Source organism: Vibrio anguillarum, assembly GCF_001989995.2.
In the GTDB taxonomy this organism is placed as follows: Bacteria; Pseudomonadota; Gammaproteobacteria; order Enterobacterales; family Vibrionaceae; genus Vibrio; species Vibrio anguillarum.
This window is the reverse complement of the sequence record NZ_JAHGUP010000009.1, coordinates 120,144-142,089: the sequence shown is the minus strand read 5'-3', so window position 1 is coordinate 142,089 and position 21,946 is coordinate 120,144. Positions and strand designations below refer to the sequence as shown.

Annotated in this window: 23 protein-coding genes and 1 other RNA gene; 16 read left to right on the top strand and 8 right to left on the bottom strand. The window is 46.3% G+C overall.

Features of this window, described 5'->3' with window-relative positions:
• Window positions 1-61: 61 nt before the first annotated feature.
• The 4 genes from rpiA to PL85_RS02170 form a co-directional block, all read right to left on the bottom strand.
• Window positions 62-718, bottom strand: a complete 657-nt coding sequence (rpiA, locus tag PL85_RS02185) for a ribose-5-phosphate isomerase RpiA (protein WP_115339291.1) — start codon at window positions 716-718, stop codon at window positions 62-64.
• Between the two features lie 64 nt (window positions 719-782).
• Window positions 783-1,373, bottom strand: coding sequence for a 5-formyltetrahydrofolate cyclo-ligase (locus PL85_RS02180; protein WP_026027284.1), 591 nt, complete (start codon window positions 1,371-1,373; stop codon window positions 783-785).
• A gap of 2 nt (window positions 1,374-1,375) precedes the next feature.
• Window positions 1,376-1,560, bottom strand: a non-coding RNA gene (ssrS, locus tag PL85_RS02175) — 6S RNA.
• Between the two features lie 20 nt (window positions 1,561-1,580).
• The gene (locus PL85_RS02170) at window positions 1,581-1,889 is read right to left on the bottom strand and encodes a cell division protein ZapA (RefSeq protein ID WP_010319818.1); all 309 of its coding nucleotides are present in this window, start codon (window positions 1,887-1,889) and stop codon (window positions 1,581-1,583) included.
• 243 nt (window positions 1,890-2,132) lie between these two features.
• On the opposite strand from PL85_RS02170, the gene PL85_RS02165 reads away from it, so the two are divergent.
• Genes PL85_RS02165 through PL85_RS02155 form a run of 3 tightly spaced genes read left to right on the top strand, consistent with a single transcriptional unit; the run spans window position 2,133 to window position 5,144 of the window.
• Window positions 2,133-2,708, top strand: coding sequence for a YecA/YgfB family protein (locus PL85_RS02165; protein WP_115339290.1), 576 nt, complete (start codon window positions 2,133-2,135; stop codon window positions 2,706-2,708).
• Window positions 2,709-2,720: 12 nt separating this feature from the next.
• A complete protein-coding gene (gene ubiH, locus PL85_RS02160; protein ID WP_174223806.1) occupies window positions 2,721-3,902 on the top strand; it encodes a 2-octaprenyl-6-methoxyphenyl hydroxylase in 1,182 nt (393 codons plus the stop codon).
• Window positions 3,903-3,914: 12 nt separating this feature from the next.
• Window positions 3,915-5,144 (top strand): FAD-dependent 2-octaprenylphenol hydroxylase, encoded by a 1,230-nt coding sequence (locus PL85_RS02155; RefSeq protein WP_013856022.1) that lies wholly within the window; start codon window positions 3,915-3,917, stop codon window positions 5,142-5,144.
• A gap of 74 nt (window positions 5,145-5,218) precedes the next feature.
• On the opposite strand, the gene PL85_RS02150 is transcribed toward PL85_RS02155, so the two are convergent.
• Both PL85_RS02150 and ygfZ read right to left on the bottom strand, forming a co-directional pair.
• The gene (locus tag PL85_RS02150) at window positions 5,219-5,425 is read right to left on the bottom strand and encodes a DUF1107 domain-containing protein (RefSeq protein WP_010319814.1); all 207 of its coding nucleotides are present in this window, start codon (window positions 5,423-5,425) and stop codon (window positions 5,219-5,221) included.
• A 639-nt stretch (window positions 5,426-6,064) separates the two neighbouring features.
• Window positions 6,065-7,036: a tRNA-modifying protein YgfZ gene (gene ygfZ, locus PL85_RS02145; RefSeq protein WP_115339288.1), complete on the bottom strand. Its 972-nt coding sequence runs from the start codon at window positions 7,034-7,036 to the stop codon at window positions 6,065-6,067.
• A gap of 147 nt (window positions 7,037-7,183) precedes the next feature.
• Here ygfZ and PL85_RS02140 point away from each other — a divergent pair, with 147 nt between their 5' ends.
• Window positions 7,184-7,444, top strand: coding sequence for an FAD assembly factor SdhE (locus PL85_RS02140; protein WP_010319812.1), 261 nt, complete (start codon window positions 7,184-7,186; stop codon window positions 7,442-7,444).
• Window positions 7,368-7,841, top strand: a complete 474-nt coding sequence (locus tag PL85_RS02135) for a protein YgfX (RefSeq protein ID WP_327786287.1) — start codon at window positions 7,368-7,370, stop codon at window positions 7,839-7,841. The genes PL85_RS02140 and PL85_RS02135 overlap by 77 nt, the downstream gene beginning before the upstream one ends.
• A 54-nt stretch (window positions 7,842-7,895) precedes the next feature.
• Here the strand turns inward: PL85_RS02135 and nadB are convergent, their stop codons facing one another.
• On the bottom strand, window positions 7,896-9,503 hold the full coding sequence (gene nadB, locus PL85_RS02130; protein WP_017046483.1) for an L-aspartate oxidase: 1,608 nt from the start codon (window positions 9,501-9,503) through the stop codon (window positions 7,896-7,898).
• Window positions 9,504-9,908: 405 nt separating this feature from the next.
• Between nadB and rpoE the strand changes: the two genes are divergently transcribed.
• From rpoE to acpS, 11 genes are all read left to right on the top strand, one after another.
• Entirely contained in the window at window positions 9,909-10,481 is a 573-nt protein-coding gene (rpoE, locus tag PL85_RS02125) for an RNA polymerase sigma factor RpoE (RefSeq protein WP_026027282.1), read from the top strand.
• Between the two features lie 34 nt (window positions 10,482-10,515).
• Window positions 10,516-11,130, top strand: coding sequence for an RseA family anti-sigma factor (locus PL85_RS02120; RefSeq protein WP_019283332.1), 615 nt, complete (start codon window positions 10,516-10,518; stop codon window positions 11,128-11,130).
• On the top strand, window positions 11,127-12,107 hold the full coding sequence (rseB, locus tag PL85_RS02115; protein ID WP_017042688.1) for a sigma-E factor regulatory protein RseB: 981 nt from the start codon (window positions 11,127-11,129) through the stop codon (window positions 12,105-12,107). The genes PL85_RS02120 and rseB overlap by 4 nt, the downstream gene beginning before the upstream one ends.
• Window positions 12,104-12,574 (top strand): SoxR reducing system RseC family protein, encoded by a 471-nt coding sequence (locus tag PL85_RS02110; RefSeq protein ID WP_017042687.1) that lies wholly within the window; start codon window positions 12,104-12,106, stop codon window positions 12,572-12,574. The genes rseB and PL85_RS02110 overlap by 4 nt, the downstream gene beginning before the upstream one ends.
• Window positions 12,575-12,686: 112 nt before the next feature.
• Entirely contained in the window at window positions 12,687-14,480 is a 1,794-nt protein-coding gene (lepA, locus tag PL85_RS02105; protein WP_026027281.1) for a translation elongation factor 4, read from the top strand.
• A 94-nt stretch (window positions 14,481-14,574) separates the two neighbouring features.
• Window positions 14,575-15,471: a signal peptidase I gene (lepB, locus tag PL85_RS02100; RefSeq protein WP_019283336.1), complete on the top strand. Its 897-nt coding sequence runs from the start codon at window positions 14,575-14,577 to the stop codon at window positions 15,469-15,471.
• A 36-nt stretch (window positions 15,472-15,507) separates the two neighbouring features.
• Complete coding sequence (gene rnc, locus PL85_RS02095; RefSeq protein WP_010319803.1) at window positions 15,508-16,185, top strand: ribonuclease III; 678 nt, start codon at window positions 15,508-15,510, stop codon at window positions 16,183-16,185.
• The gene (era, locus tag PL85_RS02090) at window positions 16,178-17,152 is read left to right on the top strand and encodes a GTPase Era (protein WP_010319802.1); all 975 of its coding nucleotides are present in this window, start codon (window positions 16,178-16,180) and stop codon (window positions 17,150-17,152) included. Before rnc ends, era begins: the two co-directional genes overlap by 8 nt.
• Window positions 17,153-17,199: 47 nt before the next feature.
• Window positions 17,200-17,928 carry a DNA repair protein RecO gene (recO, locus tag PL85_RS02085; protein WP_026027280.1) on the top strand — a complete coding sequence of 243 codons (729 nt, stop codon included), beginning with the start codon at window positions 17,200-17,202 and terminating at the stop codon, window positions 17,926-17,928.
• Entirely contained in the window at window positions 17,925-18,656 is a 732-nt protein-coding gene (gene pdxJ, locus PL85_RS02080; protein ID WP_013856034.1) for a pyridoxine 5'-phosphate synthase, read from the top strand. Before recO ends, pdxJ begins: the two co-directional genes overlap by 4 nt.
• 9 nt (window positions 18,657-18,665) lie before the next feature.
• Window positions 18,666-19,046 (top strand): holo-ACP synthase, encoded by a 381-nt coding sequence (gene acpS / locus PL85_RS02075; RefSeq protein ID WP_064625892.1) that lies wholly within the window; start codon window positions 18,666-18,668, stop codon window positions 19,044-19,046.
• A gap of 93 nt (window positions 19,047-19,139) precedes the next feature.
• On the opposite strand, the gene barA is transcribed toward acpS, so the two are convergent.
• The gene (barA, locus tag PL85_RS02070) at window positions 19,140-21,920 is read right to left on the bottom strand and encodes a two-component sensor histidine kinase BarA (RefSeq protein WP_115339287.1); all 2,781 of its coding nucleotides are present in this window, start codon (window positions 21,918-21,920) and stop codon (window positions 19,140-19,142) included.
• Window positions 21,921-21,946: the final 26 nt, after the last annotated feature.

The following is a 21,946-nucleotide window of genomic DNA, read 5'->3' as shown; positions in this document are numbered from 1 at the left end:
AAAACGGCACCCATGGGTGCCGTTTGTAATGAAATAACGGAAAGTAGCCTTATTTTGTGACTTACTCTTCGATTTTGGCACCATTTTCCGTGCCAGTGATGACGACATCAGCACCTCGGTGAGCGAATAAACCGACGGTTACTACGCCGACAATCCCATTAATTTTATCTTCTAATGCTTTAGCATCAGTAATTTTTAATCCGTGCACATCCAAGATAACGTTACCGTTATCCGTTATTACGCCATGGCGATAGGCTGGATCACCACCAAGTTTAACCAGTTGACGTGCCACATAAGAGCGCGCCATTGGGATCACTTCAACTGGAAGTGGGAATTGACCTAGAACATCGACCGCTTTTGTGCCATCAACGATACAAATGAATTTATCCGCAATAGCGGCAACGATTTTTTCTCGAGTGAGCGCAGCGCCGCCGCCTTTGATCATATCGCGCGCAGGGTTGATTTCATCTGCGCCATCAACATAAATATCGAGTTGATCGACATCATTGCAGTCGAACACTTCAATACCTAGGCTTTTTAGCTTCTCTGTTGAGGCGATAGAGCTTGAAACCGCACCTTTAATATCATCTTTAATCGAACCCAGTGCATCAATGAAGTGATTCACCGTTGAACCCGTACCCACACCAACGATGCTGCCTTTTTCTACATATTTGAGTGCGGCCCAGCCGGCGGCTTTTTTCATTTCATCTTGAGTCATGCCAATCTCCTGATATCGATTTATAGTGACGGTAATGTTGCGGGGCGATTATAGCCTCAATAATTTATGATTCCCATTGCCAGATTTGGCTTGGAGTCACTATTTGAGGTAAAGGTATATCCCATGCTTCGCTCGGCAGATGAGTTACTTGTTGGCAATCATGAGCTAAACCTATGGGTAGGGCACCTTTACCCGTTTTAAACCAAGCTTCTAACGTACGATCATAATAGCCGCCGCCCATCCCGAGCCTTTGCCCTGTTTGATCAAAGGCCACCAATGGTGTGCAGATGATATCTAGCTCATTTACTGGTTTGATCAATGTTTGGTTGAGCTTGGGTTCGGCAATGCCGTATTTATTTCGCGTCATTATGGTTTGAGCATCATAGCGCAAGAACAATAAATTCCCACTCGAGAAGGGGTGTAAAACGGGAAGATAGGTCTGTTTGCCTTGTTGCCATAACCACGCTATGAGCGGTTGTGTTTCAAGCTCACCATCGGTCGCTAAGTAGAGGGCAATGTGCTGACTCGTTAAAACTTCAGGCAGTGTTGAAAAACGAGAAACAAGTTCAATTGAAGCGTGTTTTTGCTGCGTAGGTGATAGCTGTTTACGCCGCTGGCGGATGACTTGACGAAGTGTGTGTCGAGTGTTTTGCATAAGGATACCCCAGAGTGCCGTTGCGGATTTTGGCCCTTGAACCAGCTGGTTCAAGGCGGATCAGCAATGGTAACCGCAGGCTTCTCGGTACGAGCCGAGCTTGCTCAATAGCTACCAAGTACTAACCCTTTGGTGTTGCTTATCGGCTCAGGGACTTAAATCCGGCTGACAAACACTCTAGGGTAAATTTGGTTACGCTGGTAAAGACTACTGCTGTCCTAGCTTCACTTTACTGATGGCATCTTCAAGAGATGCAGCGAGCTGTTCCATGCGCTCGGTTAATTGATTTTGTTGGCCTAGGCTCTCATTGTTTTTGGTTTGCAATTCATAACAAATGTTGAGCGCAGCAATCGTGAGTAGCTTTACCTCATTGGTAACTTTAGTACGCTCTGCCATCTCTTTCAATCGGTTATCAAGATCTTGCGCCGCTTGGATTAAAGACTGCTCTTGTCCCGCAGGGCAATTCACACGAGTCAATTTTCCTAAAATTTCTACGTCTACCGCTTGATTACTCATGATGGATGAACTCTTATCGCGCTGTCTAAGATGGTGCCACTCACATGCCCATCGAGGTGGAAACTATAGGTAAAGCGGCCCTAAGATTCAAGCTTTTCAAAGCGAGCAGTAAAAAATGAGGGACTAAAAACACAGTTATTAGGCAAATTGAGTAAAAGCTACCCACAATTAACGCTTTGAGCATTTTCGCATTGGAAGCTAAGTGGTAGGATCGCGCTTATTTGATTTTATTACGAGCTTCCCATGAGCGAAAAAAAACTACCGGATTATCTTTCTCTTGCCACTGCCCTTCAATCTGCAGCACTTGCGGTTAACCCTGCTGAGTTGCATGGGTTGCTAACGGGCATGCTGGCGGGTGGTCTGGGCTTAAATGATAAGAGCTGGCAGCCACTTATTTTTGATTACACTAACGAAGGTATGGGTTGGCCAGATCGTCCATTGACATTGGCTGAACAAGTACTCACCTTTACAATCGAAGAGCTAACTGGCAGCGAGATGGAGTTGTCACTGCTGTTGCCAGATGAAGAGGCGAGTGCCAGTGTATTTGATTTGGCTGATGGCGTAGCCGACTGGGTAAATCACTTCATTTCTGGGCTTGGCTTGATTGGGGTTGTTTTGAAAAAAGCGTCCGCAGAAACTAAGGAAGCCTTGGCTGACCTAGAAGAAATTGCCAAGCTCGGTATTGATGAAGAGGATGATTTGGATGAGCAAGCTCAACTTTTGGAACACGTTATCGAGCATATAAAAGCTTGTGTGTTAACAATTCATGCTGAATTTGGTATCAAACCTCTACAAGAAACTCAGCCGACCGTGCATTAAAGAGAGATGACTGTGAAGCAATTTGATGTGATTATCGCTGGTGGGGCGATGGCCGGTGCAACACTGGCGTTGGCCTTAGATACGCTTTCTCAAGGAAAGCTTGCGATTGCTGTGGTCGAAGCGCATCCGCTGGATGATAAGCTCGCCCATCCCGGCTTTGATTCGCGTTCAATTGCTTTATCCTACGGTAGCGTGCAAATTTTGCAAAATCTCTCCTTGTGGCAGTCTCTGCAAGAGGTCGCCACCCCGATTACACATATTCATGTGTCGGATCGATCTCATATTGGGATGACCGATATCACTTGCCAGCAACTCGATTTAGAAGCATTAGGTTACGTGGTTGAATTGGCCGATGTTGGGCAGATTTACGCGCAAAAAATGCAGCAGAGCCCGCATATTGAGTTATTTTGCCCAAGCGCGGTTCAGCAAGTGGAACGCAGTATGGATAAGGTCACTGTCACCCTTAACGATCAACGAACGATCCAAGCTAAGTTATTGGTCGCAGCTGATGGGGCGATATCGACCTGCTGCGAGCAAATCGGCCTCATCCAACAAGAGCATGATTTTGAACAGGTCGCGGTTATTGCTAATGTTGTGAGCTCAAAAGCTCACCAAGGACGAGCGTTTGAACGATTTACCGCCGATGGTCCTGTCGCGTTATTACCAATGAGTGATCATCGACTCTCTTTAGTTTGGTGTTTACCTCCCGCGAAAGCCGAGCAAGTTTTTTCACTCAGTGATGAGGGTTTTTTAGCACAGCTTCAAGATGCGTTTGGTTGGCGTTTAGGGCGAATGAATAAAGTGGGCACTCGTGCCTGCTATCCATTACAACTGCGTTATCGAGAGCAGAACATTTCACATCGTTTTGCCATTGTGGGCAATGCCGCTCAGACATTACATCCGATTGCGGGACAAGGTTTTAACTTAGGTATTCGAGATGTGGCAAGCTTGGCGGATGAGCTTATCAAGCAGCAAGCCGATGTTGGCTGCTATCGCGGTTTACAAGCTTTTTCCCAACGCCGAGAAGCGGATCGTGATGCCACCATTAAGCTGACATCATCCCTGGTGCATCTCTTTTCCAATGATTGGCTAACCACTCGTATTGGTCGCAATGTAGGCCTCATGATGATGGATAATTTACCGTGGCTGAAAATGCCGCTACTGCGCCGAACGCTTGGCGTAGTGAATAGATAAAAGGGTCTGTATATGATGCAAAGTGTCGATATTGTCATTGTGGGTGGCGGAATGGTTGGCCTTGCACTGGCCGCCGCATTAAAGCATAGCGAACTGCGCATCGCCGTGATTGAGGGCCGAGTACCTAGCCTTGAACTTGCAGAGCTGCCGGATGTGCGAGTCTCCGCCTTAAGCCGTTCCAGTGAAATCATGTTGCGAAACCTTGGTGCATGGCAAGGCATCATTTCTCGTCGCTCTGCGCCTTATTCGGCGATGGAAGTGTGGGAACGCGATAGTTTTGCGCGGATCGAATTTAGTGCCAATCAGATGACTCAGCCGGATCTGGGACACATTGTTGAGAACCGCGTCATTCAATTAGCCTTACTCGAACAAGTACAAAAGCAAGCGAATGTGACACTCTTTATGCCCGCTCAATGCCAATCTCTGGCTGTCGGAGAAAGTGAGGCGTGGCTAACGCTCGATAACGGTCAATCACTCACCGCAAAATTGATAGTAGGAGCCGATGGCGCAAACTCTTGGGTTCGTCAGCAGCAAGACATTCCATTAACCCATTGGGATTATGGACACAGTGCGCTGGTGGCAAATGTCCGCACGGTGGAACCACATCAATCGACGGCAAGGCAAGTGTTTACACCACAAGGTCCGCTGGCCTTTTTACCTATGTCTGATCCTCATATGAGCTCAATCGTTTGGTCTACAGAGCCCAACCGAGCGCAGCGCTTGCTCAGCCTGTCTGAGCTCGAATTCAATAAGATACTGACCGCTGAGTTTGATCATCGTTTAGGTTTGTGTGAGGTGGTCGGTGAACGTGCTGCTTTCCCACTTAAAATGCGTTATGCCCGAGATTTTGCTTTACAACGAATCGCACTCGTTGGTGATGCGGCGCACACCATCCATCCGCTAGCCGGGCAAGGTGTTAATTTAGGTTTACTTGATGCTGCAAGCTTAGCTCAAGAACTACTCGCGTTGTGGCATCAAGGTGAAGACATTGGCTTGCTCAAAAATTTGCGAGGTTATGAACGTTGGCGAAAAACAGAAGCTGCCAAAATGATTGCCGCGATGCAAGGTTTCAAAGACCTTTTTGAAGGTGATAACCCGGCGAAGAAACTGATCCGTGGCATTGGCATGCAGTTGGCTGGACAACTTCCTGGAGCCAAAGATGAGATTATGAAAAGAGCACTGGGTTTAAAAGGTGATTTACCTGATCTTGCCAAGAGTAAAATGGTGCTGCTTGAGCCCTAACAGTGATTAACCTAATGATGGCAAAAGGGCTGGCTTATGGCCAACCCTTTTAAAATTCTTTAATGAAACTCGTATTATGCGTAGGCGCAGCGTAGTCTCATGATTTCCTGATTCACTTCCTTCACCGTCTGAAAGTGGCGCTTGTCTGCGCGCTCTGGCAAGATCAGTTTGCCATTATCGAATTCAAATTTTCCAACCCCGTAAATATAGATTCTTCCTTTAAAAAGCCGACTTACGTGTTTAGCTATCATACCTGGCGTATAGCGCTTAAACAGTCTCATACTTCGATCCTTCTGTTATTCTAACACTGCAAATTATAAATAAATTACGCCTCTAATAGTGTGATTGCCATAGAGGAATATGCAGTTATTGATGACTCTTTTGGATATTTGTGCTGCCGTAGGCAAAATGTTGGATAAATACCCATGTTTGCGTGATTATCTCCTCAAAATAGTGCTAACAAAAAATGCTCAGTGCACCATTCACTTGGTGCATATTAAGCACGACAAATATTACACTTTAAAGAATAGCTGCTGTTTATGGAAAGTGTTAAATTTTGGTTAAGAATAGCCTAAAAAAAAGCCCGCTTAAATAATAGGCGGGCGAATAGTCACAGATGCATTACACAAAAAGTGGATGTCCTGAAACAATCAGTGGATTCACTTTTTTGCTGGGCAGGACAACTTTTCGTTTGCCCTGACCAGCATTATTAAGAGTACGTCAAAATAAACCTTGTGACTATTTATGTTTTAAGAATGACTAAAAATTCACCCCTGATGTTGTGTGATTTAGAGAGCGATCACGTGCCAATGTAATGGATTACATTATTGCATTCTTTTTCCTGAAATTTATTCGAGATAGGCGATTGTTAGAAAGCATACGCCTCGTAAAGAGGCGCATGGTCAATATGAGGAAGAAGCTTATTCGTCAGTAAGAGAGTAAGGGAGAGCTTGCATAAACCAACGAGTGTTTGGTTGGCTTGCAAGACGAAACTCAGTTTCTGGCTCGAGATTGTTTGGTAAGACTACTAAACCGATAGCGGTATTATCAGCAAACGTGTAATGAACCATTAATTGCCCAGCACTACGCCAGTTTTCTCCAACTGAGCGTTCGATCATGATTGGTTGATCATTACTTAGCGGTTGCTCAATGTTGCCTTGAAGGATGTACATTGCACGCTTATTAATACCTCGATATTTAGCGCGAGCGACGGTTTCTTGGCCTGTATAACACCCTTTGTTAAAGCTGATACCATTAAAGGCCTGAAGATTAACGGCTTGCGGTATGTGCTCATTTTGATCCGCTTGACCAAGGACGGGGACTGCTTCTTCGATATCAAAGCGAGTCCACGTTTCCTCGGTGACTTTCAGTGCTTCACTTTGCGTCATGAGCTGTTGCGCGGTTTGCTCTGAAACAAGTAATAGCCAACGTTGGGATGAAATTTTGATGGCGCTACCACCGTCAATCAAACGCACCTCACCTTCATCCGCCGTTAATGTGTTGATATATTGCTCAGCTTGTTCGCCCATAACACCCAGTGCGATGTCTTGGCTCTGGCTGATATTGACCTTAGAAAAAATAGCGTATTTTTTCAGCTCTCTTAATTCAGCCTCTATCGCTGATAAAGGCTGGAACATCGCATAACCATCGTGATGGTGGAACAGGCGAAAGACCGACCACACTTTGCCTTTCGCATCACAATGGGCGCCTAAGGTTGACTGTGTTGGTTCAAGAGTGACGACATTACAGGTCACTTGGCCTTGCAAATAGGCTTTTTTATCATTGCCTGAAATGATGATAGCGCCCCAGGATGCAAGATGAGTCAGCATCAGTGGTGAAAGTGAGTCATTGGCGGTTACTGCGAGAGGTGTCAATGTGTTTTGCCAGTCCATAGTCGTTACCTAAAGAGAATCTTGAGCCCCATGTTAATCCGGAATTTTTTTTTTGTCAGCTTGAACAGGGACTGTGACTCATCTACTAGTTGTATCTTCATCCAGTTGATACACTCAACGCAAATAAACATAAGGTGAGGAAAACCGATGTACACCACTGAAGAAAAAGCAAGAATCAAGTGGGCATGCCGTCGTGGAATGTTAGAGCTCGATGTGGTTGTGATGCCGTTCTTTGAAGAGTGCTTTGATTCTCTGAATGAAAATGAGCAACGAGATTTCGTTTCCCTACTTGAGTCTGACGACCCTGATCTATTTACTTGGATCATGGGGCATGGTCGTAGCGAAAATCTTGGGCATGCGGCAATGGTGGATAAAATTGTTGCTCACAACCTCAGCAAAGTGCGTTAATTTCGTATTATTTCCTTCCCATTTTGCCCGCATTACTAACTTCATTTGTTTGATGATAGCCGTGTGGGCATTATTGATATCGCCGATTCCACTTGTAACGCTCCCCTTATTTTACGCACCTCTTATCACGGCGCAAAAGAGTACCTCACTGTTAGTCCCTAGCTTAATCGGCCAATTCAAGCTCACGAGTCACGGTGAGTGGCAATGTGCCGACCAGAACCTGTCCATTGAAAAGGTTTCTACACAGTTTGCGTTTATGGTGTTGATCATTTATGCACAACAAGGTAAGCGCTATCTAGTGTGGCGCGACAGTTGTGTGGAAGCGGATTATCGCCGTTTATTGGTGCAGCTTCGGCAGGTTACCCATAACCAATCACCAACAATAAAGGAGCGATAAACGCTCCTTTATTCATTCGGTCAACTTGACGCTAACAGATGATCGTTGGCGAGGTTACTCGTCTGGCGTTAGGATAGTTGGGCCACTATTTTCGGCTAACTCTGGATAATCGAGCGTGTAGTGCAAACCGCGGCTCTCTTTACGTTGCATAGCACAACGCACCATCAACTCTGCCACTTGCAGTAAGTTACGCAGCTCAAGCAGGTTATTTGAAACGCGGAAATGACTATAGTATTCGTGGGTTTCTTGTTGCAGTAATTGAATGCGGCGTAGTGCTCGCTCTAAGCGCTTATCTGTGCGGACAATCCCCATGTAATCCCACATAAATAGGCGCAGTTCATGCCAGTTATGTTGGATTACGACCTCTTCATCAGAATTATTGACCTTACTTTCATCCCAACCGGGTAAGCTTGGTGGGAGCTGAGCCGTTGGTAATCCTTTTAAAATATCCTTTGCCGCTGACCAAGCATAAACGACACATTCTAATAGCGAGTTCGACGCCATTCGGTTAGCACCGTGCAAACCGGTGTAGCTAACTTCGCCGATCGCATACAGGTTATGCAGATCCGTTTTACCTTGTTTATTGACAATAACGCCACCACAAGTGTAGTGCGCCGCAGGAACAATCGGAATCGGCTCTTTGGTCATATCAATGCCCAAATCCATCAAGCGTGTATAAATGGTTGGGAAATGTTTTTCAATAAAATCGGCCGGTTTGTGGCTGATGTCCAGATACATACAATCAGCACCTAAACGCTTCATCTCATAGTCGATGGCGCGAGCCACGATATCACGAGGAGCCAGTTCGGCACGTTCATCAAAATCGAGCATGAATCGTGAACCGTCTGGGCGTCTTAAAAAAGCGCCTTCGCCACGTAATGCTTCTGTCAGTAGGAAATTACGTGCTTCAGGGTGGAAAAGACAAGTTGGATGGAATTGATTGAACTCAAGGTTCGCCACTCGGCATCCTGCACGCCACGCCATTGCGATACCATCACCTGAGGAAACATCAGGGTTAGAGGTATATTGATACACTTTTGAGGCGCCGCCCGTGGCTAAAACGACAAACTTAGCGCGGATCGTTTCAACGTGTTCCTCATTGCGGTTCCAAATATAAGCGCCAACCACTCTTTTTTTATCACCACCGATTTTATCTTCGGTGATTAAATCCAATGCATTGTGACGTTCAAGGATAGTAATGTTGGGGTGATTATGAACATTGTCTTGCAAGGAGGTTTGCATTGCCATGCCAGTGGCGTCAGCCGCGTGCAAGATGCGGCGATGACTATGGCCGCCTTCACGAGTTAAGTGATAGCGAGGTGCTTCATCACTGTCATTCTCTTCTCTGTCAAAAGGAACGCCGCCATCGATAAGCCACTGAACACACTCTTTAGCATGCTCGGCGATGAAACGGACAGTATCCTCTTCACAGATCCCTGCGCCCGCAATTTGAGTGTCTTCGACGTGTGACTCAATACTGTCTGATTCGTCAAAAACAGCGGCAATCCCCCCTTGGGCGTAATAAGTGGCACCTTCACTGCGTGGTCCCTTACTCAGTACAATGACTTTACTGTGTTTTGCTACGCGTAGTGCGAGCGATAAACCCGCTGCGCCACTGCCTACGACTAATACATCGCATAGATGTTCACGGTTTGCGTTCATAAAACTTTTAAATTCCCGAACTAGAGTAGAGTTGTCCAACTCTCATTTTAAATATGCATTGCATCTATCTATACTCTTGAAGTGATTCAGCCGCAAGGTTTATCCACTAACGGTATCGCTATGGCTTCAAGCCAATAGCAGTAGAGAAAGATTTGATGCAATACTTTGTAAATGCCATTGTCTTTCGTCTTATCGACCCTCACTATACTGGGGATCCCCTATAGTGAAATTAGATCATATTTATTGAATAATGCTTGGCAAATATTTTTAGACAGAATGGAACTTTCTATTCTCCCTTGAGTCACAATAGTGCTCATGTAAGCGGTGGTGTCAATACTACATTTTGCATAATGAATGCCCATATCTGAGAAGGTAAGGGGAATAACAATAGGAGTACAGGCTCGAATGAACGAGCAGCTGACCGATCAAGTATTGATTGAGCGAGTTCAGAGTGGAGATAAGCAAGCATTTAACCTTTTGGTTTTAAGGTACCAAAATAAAGTCTGCAACCTTATTTCTCGGTATGTGAGCAATTCCGGAGATGTAGCCGATGTCGCACAAGAAGCGTTCATCAAAGCGTATCGGGCTATCCCAAGTTTTCGCGGAGAGAGTGCTTTTTACACTTGGCTATACCGTATTGCTGTTAATACCGCTAAGAATCACATTGTAGCCCAAAGTCGTAGACCGCCCGCTAGCGATGTTGATGCTGAAGATGCTGAATATTACGAAAGTGGCAACGCATTAAAAGAAATATCGAACCCTGAGAACATTACGTTGTCGAAAGAATTGCAGCGGGTCGTTTTTGGTGCGATAGAAGCGTTGCCTGAAGATTTGAAAACTGCGATGACCTTGCGTGAACTGGATGGTTTAAGTTACGAGGAAATAGCAGAAGTCATGGATTGTCCTGTAGGAACGGTGCGTTCTCGCATCTTCCGTGCTCGTGAAGCGGTAGAAAAGAAAATTAAACCTCTTTTATAGCGCTCAAACTGGTAACGAAAATGGTGAATAAATAATGGCTGACAAAGAAAGACTTTCAGCACTCATGGATGGGGAAATGGTCGATAAAGCGCTCATTCAAGAATTAGAGCTCGACCAAGAAAGTTTGCAAACGTGGAAAAATTACCATTTGGTTGGTGATGTGATGCGTGGAGATGCCCCAGTCCGAGCTGAGTGGGATATTGCACAGAGCGTTGCATTAGCATTGGATGACGAACCCGCACACAGTCGTTTACAATCTGCTTCGGTTATTGATTTTCGTGATGCAAGCCGTGAGTCTCAGCCGACGCCAGCTCAAGCTCGTCGGCAGTTGCCGGCTTGGCTTTCCCAATTTGGCCAGGTTGCGGTTGCTGCGTGTGTGTCGTTTGTGGTGATTTTAGGTGTTCAACAATACGGTGGCCGTGATTCAGGAGTGGATCAAAACGACCATTTACCCGTACTGCAAACCATTCCGTTGGCTGGCAGCGCAGAGCCTGTGAGCTTAACGCGCGATTCAGTAGAGCGCCAAACCAGCGTGCAAGAACAACGTCGCCGCGTAAACGCATTATTGCAAGACTACGAGCTGCAACTTCGCCTGAACAGTGAAAGTGCAAGCCCACATAACGATGTACTTGAATCGGTAGTTGAATGAATAAATTTCTGATCAGTGCACTGGCGCTGTTCAGTTTGAACTCTACATTAGCCTTTGCAGAAGACCAACCTGCAGAGGCTTTGTTGCTTCAAATGAACGAGGCCAGTCAGCATTTAAATTATGAGCTGTCTTACATTCTGATTAAGAAAAACAGCATCGATCCACTGCTGTATCGTCATGCAAGTCAAGGCGATCAGCAATTTGCGCATCTCGTTTATCTCAGCGGCCCGATCCGTGAAGTGATTCGCCGTGGCAATGAAGTGAGTTACATTGAACCTGGGGTAGAACCGTTCACCATTGAGTCAAGCACTATGGTTGCGCCGACGATTCCGATGCTAACCAGCAATGTCACCGAATTAGGCCGTTACTACGATTTCGTCAAAGTTGGCCGTGCACGTGAAGCGGGCACGGCTTGCCAAGTGGTGCGAGTGGTGCCGAAAGATGGCTTACGCTATTCCTATATTTTGTGGGTAGATGAAACCAGTAACTTGCCATTGCGAGCTGATTTAGTCGATCGCGACGGCGAGGTGCTTGAGCAATATCGCACGATTTCTTACGCCATTAGCGACAAATTAGCGCAGGCGATGCAAGGGCTAAATGACGTTGAGTTACCCGAGGTATTGACGTTACCGAAAGGCAACCTTACCGAAAGTTTTTGGCAAGTGAGTTGGAAACCTGAAGGCTTTGAACCCAAAGAGCTTAACCGTTATCGTATGGCGATTACTGAGCGTTTGGTCGAGAGCCAGATGTTCAGTGATGGGCTATTTAGTTTTTCTGTTTATATTTCCGATAGTGACAACCATTCGCTGAAAGGCCAACTGGTTCGCCAAGGCCGCCGTACCTTGCATAGTGTGGTGAAAGGAAACAATGAAATCTCAGTGGTCGGTGATATTCCACCAGCAACGGCGCAGCGCATTGCTCAATCGGTGACGTTTGTCCAGCCTGCGGCGCCCTCAACAGAGGCAACCAAACCATGATGACGGCGTTAGCAACAGTCACCGCTGTTCAACCTGATGCTAAAGGGTTTCACGTTGAACTCAGTTGTCAGCAGCAGACAAGTTGCAGCAGTTGTTCGTCCTCCAAAAGCTGTGGCACAGGGATCGTATCGAAAGCGATTGGTAACAAAGCGCTGTTATGGCAACTCGATACGAAAAAACCAGTGAAGCAAGGCCAGACGGTTGAAATCGGTTTCCCCGAAAAAAGCTTGCTTCAATCGGCAGCCTTAGTGTATTTGGTGCCGCTTTTTATGATGATGTTCGGCGCTTGGCTGGGTGAGAGCCTCTTGGCCCCTTGGCTCGGTTTAGGTGAGGGCATCGTGATCATCATGGCCGCTGTTTTTATCGCGCTGGGGATCGGAATTGCCAAACGTTGTTCTGTGGTTCTTGAAAAACGATCGCAGCAAGAGGTGGTTTTGGTCCGAGTCCTTGGTGAACCTATCGCCTAATTTATGATGCGAACCCTACCGAAATTGGGTAGAATCGGCCAACTTTATGGAAACGCCGCTTGATGTGGCTTTCTTATGTCCCTTTTTTCAAGAGTTTAGTCATCCCAAATCTATGAAGCACATTCGTAACTTTTCGATTATCGCCCACATCGACCATGGTAAGTCGACCCTATCTGACCGTTTGATCCAAGTTTGTGGTGGATTAAGTGATCGTGAAATGGAATCTCAAGTTCTAGACTCTATGGACCTTGAGCGTGAGCGTGGCATCACCATCAAAGCACAGAGTGTGACGCTCGATTACAAAGCAAACGATGGCGAGACATACCAGCTCAACTTTATCGATACTCCTGGACACGTTGACTTTTCTTATGAAGTTTCCCGTTCTTTAGCCGCCTGTGAAGGTGCTCTATTGGTGGTGGATGCTGGTCAAGGCGTTGAAGCGCAAACATTGGCTAACTGTTATACCGCCATTGAAATGGACCTTGAAGTTGTCCCAATCCTAAATAAGATTGATTTGCCAGCCGCAGAGCCTGAACGCGTAGCGGAAGAAATTGAAGATATCGTCGGTATCGATGCTATTGACGCAGTGCGCTGCTCTGCGAAAACAGGCCTTGGCGTGGATGAAGTGCTAGAAAAAATCGTTTCTGGTATTCCGGCTCCTGAGGGCGATCCTGCTGCGCCGCTGCAAGCGTTAATCATCGATTCTTGGTTTGATAACTACTTAGGTGTTGTCTCTTTAGTGCGAGTGAAAAATGGTGCGCTGAAGAAAAATGACAAGATTAAAGTGATGAGCACAGGCCAAACTTGGGGTATTGACCGTTTAGGTATTTTTACGCCAAAACAAGTCGACAAAACCATGTTGAACACTGGTGAAGTGGGCTGGGTGGTTTGTGGTATTAAAGACATTCTCGGCGCTCCTGTAGGTGATACTCTGACCAGCGCGAAAGATCCGTGTGAAAAAGCATTGCCAGGCTTTAAAAAAGTGAAACCGCAGGTGTATGCGGGGCTTTTCCCTGTCTCTTCTGATGATTACGAAAACTTTCGTGATGCGTTAGGTAAACTGAGCCTAAACGATGCCTCGTTATTCTATGAGCCAGAAAGTTCGGCCGCCCTTGGTTTTGGTTTCCGTTGTGGTTTCTTGGGTATGCTCCACATGGAGATTATTCAAGAGCGTTTAGAGCGCGAATACGATCTTGACCTTATCACCACTGCGCCAACGGTAGTCTATGAAGTGAAGAAGACCGATGGCACGATGCTTTATGTTGATAGCCCTGCTAAATTGCCTGCGGTGAACGACATTGAAGAGATTCGTGAACCGATTGCGCGTTGTAACATTTTGACCCCTTCTGAATATTTGGGTAACGTCATTATGTTGTGCGTTGAAAAACGTGGCGTGCAGGTTGATATGGTCTATCACGGTAACCAAGTAGCCTTGACTTATGATGTGCCGATGGCCGAAGTGGTGCTTGATTTCTTTGACCGCTTGAAGTCAACTTCTCGTGGTTATGCATCACTTGATTATGGTTTCCAACGCTTTGAAGCTTCAAGCATGGTCCGTGTGGATATCTTGCTAAATGGTGACAAAGTGGATGCGCTAGCCATCATCACTCACAAAGACAATTCGCAAACGCGCGGTCGTCAAGTGGTTGAGAAAATGAAAGAGTTTATCCCTCGCCAAATGTTTGATATTGCGATTCAAGCGGCGATCGGTAACCACATTATTGCTCGTTCAACCGTGAAGCAGCTGCGTAAAAACGTACTGGCGAAATGTTACGGTGGTGATATTAGCCGTAAGAAAAAACTGCTTAAGAAGCAGAAAGAAGGTAAGAAGCGCATGAAGCAAATTGGTAATGTTGAGTTGCCACAAGAAGCTTTCCTTGCCATTTTGCACGTAGGTAAAGATTAAGCATTGCTTTGGCTTTCTTATGCATGCAGCAGTCACCATTTAAGTGAAAGAGTTTCGGCTCTTTCACTTTCGTATTTTTAGATAAGGGAACTCCATGGCGAATACATTTTCACTCATCTTGGTGATCGTCACATTAGTGACCGGCATAGTTTGGGTGCTGGAGAAGTTGGTGTGGGCGAAAAAACGTCAACAGAAGATGGCTGCTATTGAAGCGCAAACCAACGGCTTGGATGACAAACTCAGCGCCAAAATTTCCGCGCAACCTTGGTGGATTGAAAACAGTGTTTCCATCTTCCCTGTGATTGCTTTTGTGCTGGTGCTACGCTCTTTTGTGTACGAACCTTTTCAGATTCCATCTGGCTCAATGATGCCAACGTTGCTGGTGGGCGACTTCATCTTAGTTGAGAAATACGCTTACGGTTTGAAAGACCCAGTATGGCGTACTCAACTGGTCGAAACTGGTAAACCAGAGCGTGGTGATGTCGTGGTCTTTAAATACCCGCCGCAACCAAGCATTGACTACATCAAGCGCGTGGTCGGCATGCCGGGCGATACAGTTCGTTATAGCAGCAACAAAGAGATTTGTATTCAAGCTCAAGGTTCAACAGAATGTAAACAGGTCAAACTGTCCAATGTTGAAGAGAGTGAGTTCAACCAAAATGGCATCCCTTTAATTCAAGTGAATGAAAAGTTAGGTCAGATTGAACACCAGATTTTGATCAATCCATTGCGTCGTGATCGTGTTGATGCTTATCAGCCACGCCATGGCGTTAATGAATGGGTTGTTCCTCAAGGTCAGTATTTTGTGATGGGTGATAACCGTGACAACAGTGCTGATAGCCGTTACTGGGGCTTTGTTCCAGAAGCAAACTTAGTCGGTAAAGCGGTCGGTATTTGGATAAGTTTTGAATTTGAACGTGGTGCCGATAGCGTTTTACCTTCGTGGATCCCAACTGGTGTGCGTTTTAACCGCATTGGTGGCATTAACTAGGCTAGCTTTGGCTAGCCATCACTACATCGAGAGAGCATGAATTCTCCAATTAGTAAATTAGAAACTAAACTCGGTTATTCATTTAATGATCCCGAGTTTATTTCCTTAGCACTGACACATCGCAGTGCAAATGGTAAGCACAATGAACGTCTTGAGTTTCTGGGCGATTCAATTTTAAGTTTTGTCATCGCTGATGAGCTGTACCACCGTTTCCCTAAAATTAACGAAGGGGATATGAGTCGTATGCGCGCTACGCTTGTGCGTGGTCACACATTGGCTGAACTGGGCAGAGAATTTTGCCTAGGAGATTACTTAAAATTAGGTCCAGGTGAGTTGAAAAGTGGTGGTTTTCGCCGTGATTCAATCCTTGCTGATGCCGTAGAAGCCATCATTGGTGCGATTTATTTAGACAGCGATACCGAAGTAGTACGACGTATTATTTTGAGCTGGTATCAAGAGCGCCTTGACGCCATTGAGCCGGGCGTATCGCAAAAAGACCCAAAAACTCGCCTACAAGAGTTTCTGCAAGGTAGAAGAAAGCAACTGCCTATCTACACAGTGACTAATATTAAAGGTGAAGCACACAACCAAGAATTTACGGTATCGTGTGATGTAGCAGGAATGGGAACGCCTGTAATTGGTAAAGGCACCAGTCGTCGTAAAGCTGAACAATCGGCGGCTGAAATTGCACTAGAGCAACTGACAAATGGCTGATAACGAATTTGATTTGGATGCGTACTTCGCATCAAACACCAACAGCAATGAAGCAACTCCGGAAAGTGGTGAGCAGCACTGTGGTTTTATCGCCATTGTGGGTCGCCCCAATGTCGGGAAATCAACCCTGCTGAATAACTTACTGGGACAAAAGATATCCATCACATCGCGCAAGCCTCAAACCACTCGTCACCGCATTATGGGTGTCGATACAGAGGGGCCATACCAAGCGATTTACGTTGATACTCCGGGGTTACACATCGAAGAAAAACGTGCGATTAACCGCTTGATGAACCGTGCGGCAAGTAGTTCACTCAGTGATGTTAACTTAGTGCTGTTTTTAGTCGATGGCACTCAGTGGACCGCCGATGATGAAATGGTGCTCAACAAACTACGTAATGCTAACTTCCCTGTAGTGTTGTGTGTCAATAAAGTCGATAACGTGAAAGATCGTAACGATGTAATGATGCATATGCTAGAGCTATCGAAGAAGATGGAATTTGTTGATGTCGTGCCGATTGCGGCAAAACATGGCAAAAACGTCGATGTATTGCGTAAACATGTGCGTGAGCATTTACCTCAAGCCACGCATCACTTCCCTGAAGAGTATGTGACTGATCGCTCACAGCGTTTCATGGCTTCCGAGATTGTGCGTGAAAAACTGATGCGCTTTACTGGTGAAGAGCTGCCGTATTCAGTAACCGTTGAAATTGAACGTTTTGACTATAACCCTGAAACTGATGGTTTTCATATTAACGCGTTGATCCTCGTTGAACGCAGCGGCCAGAAAAAAATGGTGATCGGCAAAGGTGGTGAAAAAATCAAAACCATCGGCCGTGAAGCGCGTTTAGATATGGAAGAGTTGTTTGGTCGCAAGGTTTACCTAGAAACTTGGGTGAAAGTGAAATCCGGGTGGGCAGATGATGAACGTGCCCTTCGTAGCCTTGGTTATATTGACGATCTATAACCTCTATTCGAGGTGGGCGAGAACATCGCTCACCTTTGAGTGCTGATATGTCAGACGGTTTACAGCGCTGTTTTGTCCTTCATCGACGTCCTTATAGCGAGTCGAGCCTAATCCTTGATGTGTTTAGCGAGGAGTATGGCCGCGTTACCTTAATGTCCAAAGGCGCACGCAGTAAACGATCGAACTTAAAAGGTGCACTGCAACCTTTTACCCCCTTATTGCTTAAATGGTCAGGCAACGGTTCAATGAAAACCTTACGCCAAGCTGAACCGATTAGCCTTGGCTTACCACTCAGTGGTATTCATCTCTATTCTGCCATGTACGTCAATGAGCTGATTGGCCGCGTGCTTGCGCAAGAAGTGCCTTGCCCAGGTCTGTTCCATGATTATCTGCATGCACTCACCGAGTTAGCTCAGTGTGAAAATCCAGAACCAGCACTGCGCCGTTTTGAACTCGCGTTGCTAGCTTCAATGGGTTATGGCGTTGATTTCTTGCATTGCGCCGGAACGGGAGAAGCCATCGATCCTCGCATGACTTATCGCTATCGTGAGCAAAAAGGTTTTATCGCTTCTGTCAGGCGCGATAACCTCACGTTTATGGGCGATGAGTTGATTGCCATTAGTGAGCGGCGCTTTGTCAGTAAAGAGCAGCTTCAAGCGGCAAAACGCTTTACACGCATAGCGTTAAAGCCGTATCTTGGCGGCAAACCTTTAAAAAGCAGGGAGCTTTTCCTGCCCATGTCTAGTTTTTCCAGAGTACGGAGTATAGGAAAATGAGCGCAATTTACTTAGGCGTTAATATCGATCACATCGCCACGTTACGAAATGCCCGCGGTACCAAATACCCAGATCCCGTGCATGCTGCTGAAATGGCAGAGCGTGCCGGAGCTGATGGCATTACCATTCACCTACGTGAAGACCGACGCCATATCAAGGATCGCGATGTGCGTATTTTACGCGAGACGTTGCAAACTCGAATGAACCTCGAGATGGCCGTTACCGACGAAATGATTGATATTGCTCTGCAAACCCAACCTGAATTTGTGTGTTTAGTGCCTGAAAAGCGTGAAGAACTAACGACGGAAGGTGGGCTGGACGTATTAGGACAGCTTGACAAAGTGAAAGCGGCAACCGAAAAACTGACCGCTGCAGGCATCAAAGTCTCTCTGTTTATTGATGCTGATCGTGAGCAGATTAACGCGGCTAAAACTTGCGGTGCACCGTTTATTGAATTGCATACTGGTCATTACGCCGATGCAACAACCGAAGCGGATCAGCAAGATGAGTTAAAGAAAATTGCGGCGGCTGCGAGCTATGCGAGTGATTTGGGCATTACGGTGAACGCTGGTCACGGTTTGACTTACCACAACGTAGCTGCCATTGCTGCACTGCCTGAGATTTACGAACTCAACATTGGTCACTCGATTATCGGGCGTGCTGTATTTGATGGTTTGGAAAAATCGGTCGCCGATATGAAAGCCATCATGCAAGCGGCTCGCAAATAAGGTCTACCGATGGCGATTATCGGCTTAGGGACTGATATTGCGGAAATTGAACGCATAGAAAAAGCATTGTCACGCAGTGGCGATGCTTTTGCCGAGCGGGTGCTAACCCAAGATGAATTGGCGGTGTTCCATTCGCTCAAGAAAAAAGGGCGCTATTTAGCGAAACGTTTTGCCGCTAAAGAAGCGGCATCTAAAGCGCTTGGTACGGGTATTGCGCATGGCGTTAGCTTTCAGGATTTTACCGTCACCAACGACGCCAACGGAAAACCCGTGCTAACACTATCAGGTAAGGCTAAGCAGTTGGCTGCCACAGCCAGTGTGAATCACATTCACCTAACCATTTCTGATGAGCGTCATTATGCGGTGGCGACGGTGATTTTAGAGTCTTAATCTGTCGATCTTCTCTGCTTGCTGACAAGCAAATACTGCTGAGCTGCAAGCCCCTTTTTTCATTCGGTTAAATTGTCTCTTGGGTTAAATTGCTCATTCGCTTAAATACGGTTTAGCGGTGGCGATTACTTTGTCCATCTCATCTTGTAATTCAAATAACTCCGGTTCAACATCGCTGATGGATTTGCCTGAGCGCAATGCCTGTTCGAGCGCCGCGCACACTTTTTTCAAGCGGGGTACGCCACTGTATGAGCAACTGCCGTGCAGTTTATGAATATGGTGCAGTAAATCTTGAGTAGGGTATTCATCATCTTCCAACGCCATGCTGACGACTTGGCTCACCTGTGGAATCGAATCAACTAGCATCTGTAGCAGCTCTTTGGCCAAATCTTCCTTGTTGGCTGATTGTTTGAGTGCATTTTGCCAGTCAATAATAATGGTGTGATTAGGCTGCTCAGCTTCCTGTGACGGCGACGGTATAACTTGTTCTGTGAGTTGTAATTTCTCCAACTGTTTACGGTTGGCGTAGGGGTTCCAGTGTGCTAACACTTGCTGCAAGATGTGCTCTTCAATTGGCTTAGTGAGGTAATCATCCATTCCTTCTTTCAGCAGACGATCGCGCTCTCCGATCATTGCATGAGCCGTTACCGCAATCACGGGCGTTTGGTGATTGAGTACCGTTTTCTTAATTTCTTGGCAAGCGGTGACCCCATCCATCTGTGGCATTTGGATGTCCATCAAAATCATATCAAATTTCTGTCGGCTTGCTTGTTCGACCGCTTCTTGGCCATTCGTACAAGCGATGACGGTTTCAACACGTTCTTGCAGCAGGGCCATGATCAGTTTGAGGTTGGCAGGGTTATCATCCACCGCCATTACTTTCAGGGGCAGTGTATCGAGTGTGATCGGTAGATCTTGAATGACAGGCTGTACCGGTTGGTGCGCGATTAACAGTTGCAGCAATTTTTTACGCGACAGTGGCTTGGTAATGCACTGCACTGGATGATGCTGCATTAAATAATCGGATAGTGCGAGCTCGGTACTTGGTGTACCGATAATCACGTTGTCGGCAAGCTGAATAGCCTTTGTGACCCACTGCTCAACCAAATTTAAATCAGTCTCTCTACTTGGGGCTAAATTGAGTAATACATAATCGAAGCGATCCGTCTCTTCTGGCATCACCGCTCGATATGTGACGCTCAACCCTGCCTGCACCAACATTTGCTGGATGATGGAGGCGGCTTGCATATTGGGTTCAACGAGTAACAGCTGTTTATTGCTCAAAATATGTGGGTCAAGCCAGTCGCTCATCGGCATTTCAGTGGTATTAAGACGCAGCGTAAACCAGAAGGTGGAACCTTGGTGAAGGCGGCTGGTGAGGCTAATTTCGCCGCCCATGTGGCTGACCAATTTCTGAGTAATAACCAAACCAAGTCCAGTGCCGCCGTAGCGACGAGAAATACTGGCATCGGCTTGGCTAAAGGCTTGGAACAGCTGTGCTTGTTGGCGCTCTGAAATACCAATGCCGGTGTCGCGCACCATAAATTGCAGCTCAACCACATTGTCGCGTTGTGAGCGCAATTCAACACTGATGTCGATGTTGCCACGTTCGGTGAACTTAATCGAGTTACCGACAAGGTTGGTCAACACTTGTTGGATACGAAGTGGGTCACCTACCAAGCCTGCTGGGATTTTTTGATCCACTTTAAGAGTGATTTCCAATCCTTTTTCATGCGCACTGGTTGCTTGGAGGTTAACCACCTCTTCCAAACTTTCTTGAAACTCGAACGGAATATTTTCCAGCGCTAGCTTACCCGCTTCTAGCTTGGAGAAATCCAAAATGTCATTAATGATGTTCAATAAGTTATTGGCCGATTTTTCAATGGTTTGTAAGTAATCTGCTTGGCTATTCGTCAACTGGGTTTTGAGCATTTGGCGGGTGAAGCCAATGACACCGTTAAGCGGCGTGCGCAACTCATGGGACATGTTGGCAAGAAATTCTGATTTTATGCGCGCGGCTTCTTGGGCGCGTTTTTTGGCAATGTCCAATTCAACGTTTTGGATTTCCAACTGCTCTAAGGTTTCTCGCAAATCCGAGGTGGCTTGGTCGATACTGTGCTGCATTTCGACGTGATATTCCGATAGCGATACCGCCATCGCGTTGATCCCTTTTTTGAGCGAATCTAACTCACCGTGCATTTTTCCTTCGATCCGCACATCAAGGTGGCCGCGACGAATTCTATCCACCATGTTTTTCATGTGTGAGATAGGGCGAGTCACATCGTGCAGGAGTCGGAATGCGAACATCCCTGATAAACCGAGCCCAAGCGCAAGCACTAAAAAGGCGGAAAAGACCTCTTGATACTGTTGTAAACGCAATGAAGAGAGATCCAACTCTATCGCGATATAGCCGAGCGCAGGCGTTGATGTATTGGCATTTATGCCTTCGGTTAGACGGTTTTCAGCCAAAATTGGCGTGCGCAGTATTAAAGTGTTCTCGGTGAGATTTGAGCTGCTTAAAATCGGAATGGGCTTATCTTTTGGATAAGTTAAGCTTTCAAAGTTAGGGTGAAAATTCGAGGTGACAAACAGTTCGTGGTTGGCGTCAAACACCGCAATACTGCGGACAAATTTAGAGTTCTTCCGATGCGCGTAGCTGATAATGCGGCGTACCGACTCACGGCTTTGGTTTTTTAAGGCGTCTTCACTAGCAATGGCCAAGGGCTCGATGATGCTTGCCCCCGCATTGATCACCTGTTTTTCCAGATCATGGTAGCGATTGAATGAGAAAAAAGCACTGAGCAACAAGCCGATAATTAAGGTTGGAGCTAAGGTTAAAGTAATAACGCGCGCGCGTAAGCCATATCTGGTCATTATTGTCTAAACATCGTGGTGTGGAT

Coding starts and splice junctions, on each gene's coding strand:
- PL85_RS02180 (WP_026027284.1), bottom strand. CDS start 1,373: ATGCAAAACACTCGACACACACTTCGTCAAGTCATCCGCCAGCGGCGT.
- PL85_RS02150 (WP_010319814.1), bottom strand. CDS start 5,425: ATGAGACTGTTTAAGCGCTATACGCCAGGTATGATAGCTAAACACGTA.
- rnc (WP_010319803.1), top strand. CDS start 15,508: ATGAATTCTCCAATTAGTAAATTAGAAACTAAACTCGGTTATTCATTT.
- PL85_RS02170 (WP_010319818.1), bottom strand. CDS start 1,889: ATGAGTAATCAAGCGGTAGACGTAGAAATTTTAGGAAAATTGACTCGT.
- PL85_RS02140 (WP_010319812.1), top strand. CDS start 7,184: ATGTACACCACTGAAGAAAAAGCAAGAATCAAGTGGGCATGCCGTCGT.
- barA (WP_115339287.1), bottom strand. CDS start 21,920: ATGACCAGATATGGCTTACGCGCGCGCGTTATTACTTTAACCTTAGCT.
- lepB (WP_019283336.1), top strand. CDS start 14,575: ATGGCGAATACATTTTCACTCATCTTGGTGATCGTCACATTAGTGACC.
- acpS (WP_064625892.1), top strand. CDS start 18,666: ATGGCGATTATCGGCTTAGGGACTGATATTGCGGAAATTGAACGCATA.
- PL85_RS02165 (WP_115339290.1), top strand. CDS start 2,133: ATGAGCGAAAAAAAACTACCGGATTATCTTTCTCTTGCCACTGCCCTT.
- PL85_RS02135 (WP_327786287.1), top strand. CDS start 7,368: ATGGTCGTAGCGAAAATCTTGGGCATGCGGCAATGGTGGATAAAATTG.
- pdxJ (WP_013856034.1), top strand. CDS start 17,925: ATGAGCGCAATTTACTTAGGCGTTAATATCGATCACATCGCCACGTTA.
- PL85_RS02110 (WP_017042687.1), top strand. CDS start 12,104: ATGATGACGGCGTTAGCAACAGTCACCGCTGTTCAACCTGATGCTAAA.
- rseB (WP_017042688.1), top strand. CDS start 11,127: ATGAATAAATTTCTGATCAGTGCACTGGCGCTGTTCAGTTTGAACTCT.
- rpoE (WP_026027282.1), top strand. CDS start 9,909: ATGAACGAGCAGCTGACCGATCAAGTATTGATTGAGCGAGTTCAGAGT.
- PL85_RS02120 (WP_019283332.1), top strand. CDS start 10,516: ATGGCTGACAAAGAAAGACTTTCAGCACTCATGGATGGGGAAATGGTC.
- era (WP_010319802.1), top strand. CDS start 16,178: ATGGCTGATAACGAATTTGATTTGGATGCGTACTTCGCATCAAACACC.
- rpiA (WP_115339291.1), bottom strand. CDS start 718: ATGACTCAAGATGAAATGAAAAAAGCCGCCGGCTGGGCCGCACTCAAA.
- ygfZ (WP_115339288.1), bottom strand. CDS start 7,036: ATGGACTGGCAAAACACATTGACACCTCTCGCAGTAACCGCCAATGAC.
- PL85_RS02155 (WP_013856022.1), top strand. CDS start 3,915: ATGATGCAAAGTGTCGATATTGTCATTGTGGGTGGCGGAATGGTTGGC.
- recO (WP_026027280.1), top strand. CDS start 17,200: ATGTCAGACGGTTTACAGCGCTGTTTTGTCCTTCATCGACGTCCTTAT.
- lepA (WP_026027281.1), top strand. CDS start 12,687: ATGAAGCACATTCGTAACTTTTCGATTATCGCCCACATCGACCATGGT.
- nadB (WP_017046483.1), bottom strand. CDS start 9,503: ATGAACGCAAACCGTGAACATCTATGCGATGTATTAGTCGTAGGCAGT.